Consider the following 4152-nt stretch of genomic DNA (forward strand, 5'->3'; position numbering starts at 1 on the left):
TGCACATAGTGCAAAAAATTAAACATGAGACGCCAGATACGCGAGTTTTTTTGTCATTTAATCTGTACAGAGAAGATAAATAAATAGCTTTACTTTCATGATAAGGGGGCTGGCAGAGTTTGTCAAGTAAGTTTTTTCGTTTCTAACGGTTGTTGCCAAAAACTATACAAGAAGTCTTTTAAGATCAATCACTTATCTTCAAGGCTTGAATAAAAGCATTCTGTGGAATATTTACGTTCCCTATAGAATGTAACCTTTTTTTACCTTTCTTTTGCTTTTCAAGTAGTTTCATTCTTCGCGTTACATCTCCACCATAGAGTTTAGCTGTTACATCTTTTCTGTATGGGTTAATCGTTTCTCTGGCAATAATTTTCCCGCCCACTGCTGCTTGAATCGCGATTTTATATTGCTGACGTGGTATTAGATCCTTCAAGCGTGCACATATTTCACGCCCCCTTTTTTCTGCCCTACTTTTGTGAACGATACAAGCCAGTGCATCTACGGGCTCTCCATTAATTAAAAAGCTTAATTTATCTATTTGGCTTACCAGATAGCTGGAAATTTCCCAATCCAAACTTGCATATCCTTTGGAAATTGATTTTAATCGATCATAAAAGTCAAAAACAACTTCAGACAGTGGTAATTTATATCTTAACAATGCTGTTGTTGTGTTACCAATGTAAGATAAATCCTCCTGTTCTCCCCTCCTTTCTTCACATAGAGATAGAATCTCTCCCAAGTATTGGTCAGGGACCATTATGGTTGCGGTAATCCATGGTTCTTCCACAATTTCAATTTTCGTTGGATCTGGCATATCACTTGGGTTATGAATATTCAAAATTTCACCACTTCGTGTTGTAACCCTATATATAACACTCGGTGCAGTTGCTGTTAGGTCTAAATCAAATTCTCTCTCGAGCCTTTCTTGAATAACTTCAAGATGCAACATTCCCAAAAAACCACAACGAAATCCATAGCCTAGTGCATTTGAAGTTTCAGCTTCGAAGGTAAAACTTGCATCATTTAAATGTAACTTCTCTAGAGCTTCCCTTAGATATTTAAAATCATCCGTTTTGTGAGGGAAAATGCTACAAAATACCACAGGATGCACTTCTTTAAATCCAGGAAGTGCTTCACTACAAGGTCTCTTTTCCTCAGTGATAGTGTCCCCTACCTTGCAGTCTGCTACTTCCTTCATTGAAGCAGTTATAAAACCAACTTCACCCGCTGAAAGCTCACTCGTCATAACTTTTTTAGGGGTGAAAATACCAATATTGTCCACTTGATATGTAGCATTATTAGACATCATAACAATTCTCATACCTTTTTTTAGCACTCCATTTTTAACTCGCACTAAAATTACCACTCCCAAATAAGTGTCATACCAACTATCAACTAAAATTGCTTGCAATGGAGCATTTACATCACCTTGAGGAGCTGGAAGTTTTGCCACTATTGCTTCAAGTACATCTTTTATTCCAAGTCCAGTTTTTGCTGATATTAAAACTGACTCACTTGCATCAATACCGATTATTTCCTCAACCTGGAGTTTTACCCCTTCTGGATCTGCAGCAGGAAGGTCAACTTTATTGAGCACAACTATTATTTCATGGTTGTTGTCAATAGCTTTATATACATTTGCAAGGGTTTGTGCTTCAACGCCCTGGCTACTATCTACCACTAAAAGTGAACCTTCACATGCGGCTAAGCTTCGGCTTACCTCGTAAGAAAAGTCAACGTGACCTGGGGTGTCCATGAGATTTAGGCAATATTGATTACCGTCATTTGCCGTATAATTGAGTTTTACTGTCTGTGCCTTAATTGTAATCCCACGTTCGCGTTCTATATCCATTGAATCGAGTATTTGATTGATCATTTCTCTTGCTTCAAGGCCGTTACATTCCTCTATTAAACGGTCAGCAAGCGTTGACTTACCGTGGTCTATATGCGCTATTATTGCAAAATTTCTTATGTTGTTCATTGATGGCCTACTTATACTTAATTAGCAAAACCATTTTACATTTTAAGTGTTGTGAGGGCAATCCTTTATTAAGAGACTATTTACTCCTTCAACATAGACGACACTTTTTTCGAGCAGGAAATCACTTTATTAACCATATAGTTTTCATGATTATTATCTATTTTAGGCAACTCATACAGATAATTTACCATCATTCCAGCCGACTGACTAATACCTTTTTCAGAAGTATCCGCCATCCAGTTTAATTGTTTTATCGATGCACCATTGCTTAAATGAAAATGCGCCACCGGATCATAAGCATTCCCATTACTATTATTCACTTTTAGTAAATAATATACACATAGTTTAAGCATGTATTGTTTAGTTTCATTTGTACATTCAACATTAGTTTTTAATTGCTCTGCACTTTCTAAAATTTCTGCACTAGATTGTTTTATATTTAGTTTGCCCAATAAAGTGACATCTTGGTTTAGATTGTTTTTTAGCCATTTCGTAAAGCCAGGTATTGGAGAAAGAGTTGCGTATGTTTTTATACTTTTAAACTCTTGTGATAGCTTTTCTACAACCCTTTTGATCAAAAAATTACCAAGGCTGATTCCAGATAACCCTGCTTGAGTATTTGATATTGAATAGAATATAGCAGTGCTCGCACTACTTGGATCATTTGAAGGTACCGACTCATCTAAAAGGTGTTGAATACTATCTGCAATCTTATCCACCAATGCAACCTCTACAAAAATTAGAGGTTCGTTTGGTATCTTGTAATGAAAAAAAGCAAAACAGAGACCCAGCCTGTTTTTTAAGTCATCCCAAGAGGAAATTTTATGCACAGCTTCATATTTTATAAGTTTTTCTAGCAATGATGCAGGTGAATCCCAGGTGATTTGACGAAGATCAAGTAGATCAACATCAACCCAAGTATAGAGTATATTTTTTAATTCGCTTTCTAGTGGATTCAAGCTTCTATATTGGTTCTTTAGCTTAAGCACGTCAGAACGCATATCAACAATAAACTTAAGGCCTTCTGGTAAAGAAATAAATTGCTTCAATATTTTAGAACGCGGTGATTCAAGAATTTTTATTAAATCCTGTTCAAATTTATAGTTTAACTCGGGATCTTGGTTTTTCTTATACTCTCTAATTTTCTCATCTATTTCAGCTTTATTCGGATTAAATTTTTCTGCCAGGGTTTGTAGAAATTTTATTTTACCTTTCTCTGATAAGCTCAAGTACAGGTTACCAAGAGATACAGCGTTCTTACGTGCTGAAACCTCCCCTCCCTTTGGGTTTAAGCACTCGTTCATCTTCAAGACTAAACTATCGATATCGCGACTGTTGCTTAAATCAGGACTGATGTTACCAATCCACGATCTTACAGCATCTGCCACTCCACCTAGTATTTTAAAAAAGCTTCCTACCGCCTTTTTGTCTTCAACTTTCACTATATCAGTTTTTACCAATGATTCTTTTGTCATAGATTACCTTTATTATACATGGCTAATGCAAGTCAGTACGTCATACCGCCGCGGCATCTCAGCCGCTAACAAGAGATCCCACTAGCGGGATGACGGTTGTCGGTAAACCCAAGTTATTTTAGCTACATATAGCTTAAGTTAAAAGAAAATTTAGCTACATAGCAGGCACTATTACTAGATTATTAATAATTCAGTAATACAATAGACTTCTTGTACTACCCCCCAAGCCACAACTGTCATTCAGTAGAAACGAAAAAACTTACTTGACAAACTCTGCCAGCCCCCTTATTATGATGGTAAGGGTATTTGTGACTCAAAACTTGTTTTTGACTGCAGGCTCAATGACAAAATTCAGTAAAAAACTCAGGGTATTTATTGGCGGATTACATAAAATTATAGCGGCTGCATGTCTTTTTTATTTTTTCTACATTCAGCCAAATCGCGCTTAAACTAAGCGTCAGCACATTATTACAGCGCCACTTACAGTAATATAGAGTCAAAACTCGCACCACGGGGCTTCTTTTGCCTTTTTTTTCATTTAGTTAATTTCTTAATGTTTGTGGCTAAAAGAGTCCAAGAGAGGTGTCATGCCAGTGCTCCTTTTTTTGTCATCCCAGTGCTTGACACTGGGATGGCTTTGTTGCATCGCTACTTATGAAAGGCTAACTATAGTTAGGATTATAAGTAACCTATTGA

General features: G+C 36.6%; 2 protein-coding genes. Both read right to left on the reverse strand.

Annotated elements, in window-relative coordinates; translation table 11 throughout:
• Positions 1-184: 184 nt before the first annotated feature.
• Positions 185-1981, reverse strand: coding sequence for a translation elongation factor 4 (gene lepA, locus OZD66_RS04845; RefSeq protein ID WP_182366481.1), 1797 nt, complete (start codon positions 1979-1981; stop codon positions 185-187).
• Between the two features lie 80 nt (positions 1982-2061).
• On the reverse strand, positions 2062-3456 hold the full coding sequence (locus OZD66_RS04850) for a malonyl-CoA decarboxylase (protein ID WP_182366478.1): 1395 nt from the start codon (positions 3454-3456) through the stop codon (positions 2062-2064).
• Positions 3457-4152 lie beyond the last annotated feature (696 nt).

The organism is Wolbachia endosymbiont of Drosophila baimaii, from assembly GCF_028982185.1.
In the GTDB taxonomy this organism is placed as follows: domain Bacteria; phylum Pseudomonadota; class Alphaproteobacteria; order Rickettsiales; family Anaplasmataceae; genus Wolbachia; species Wolbachia pipientis.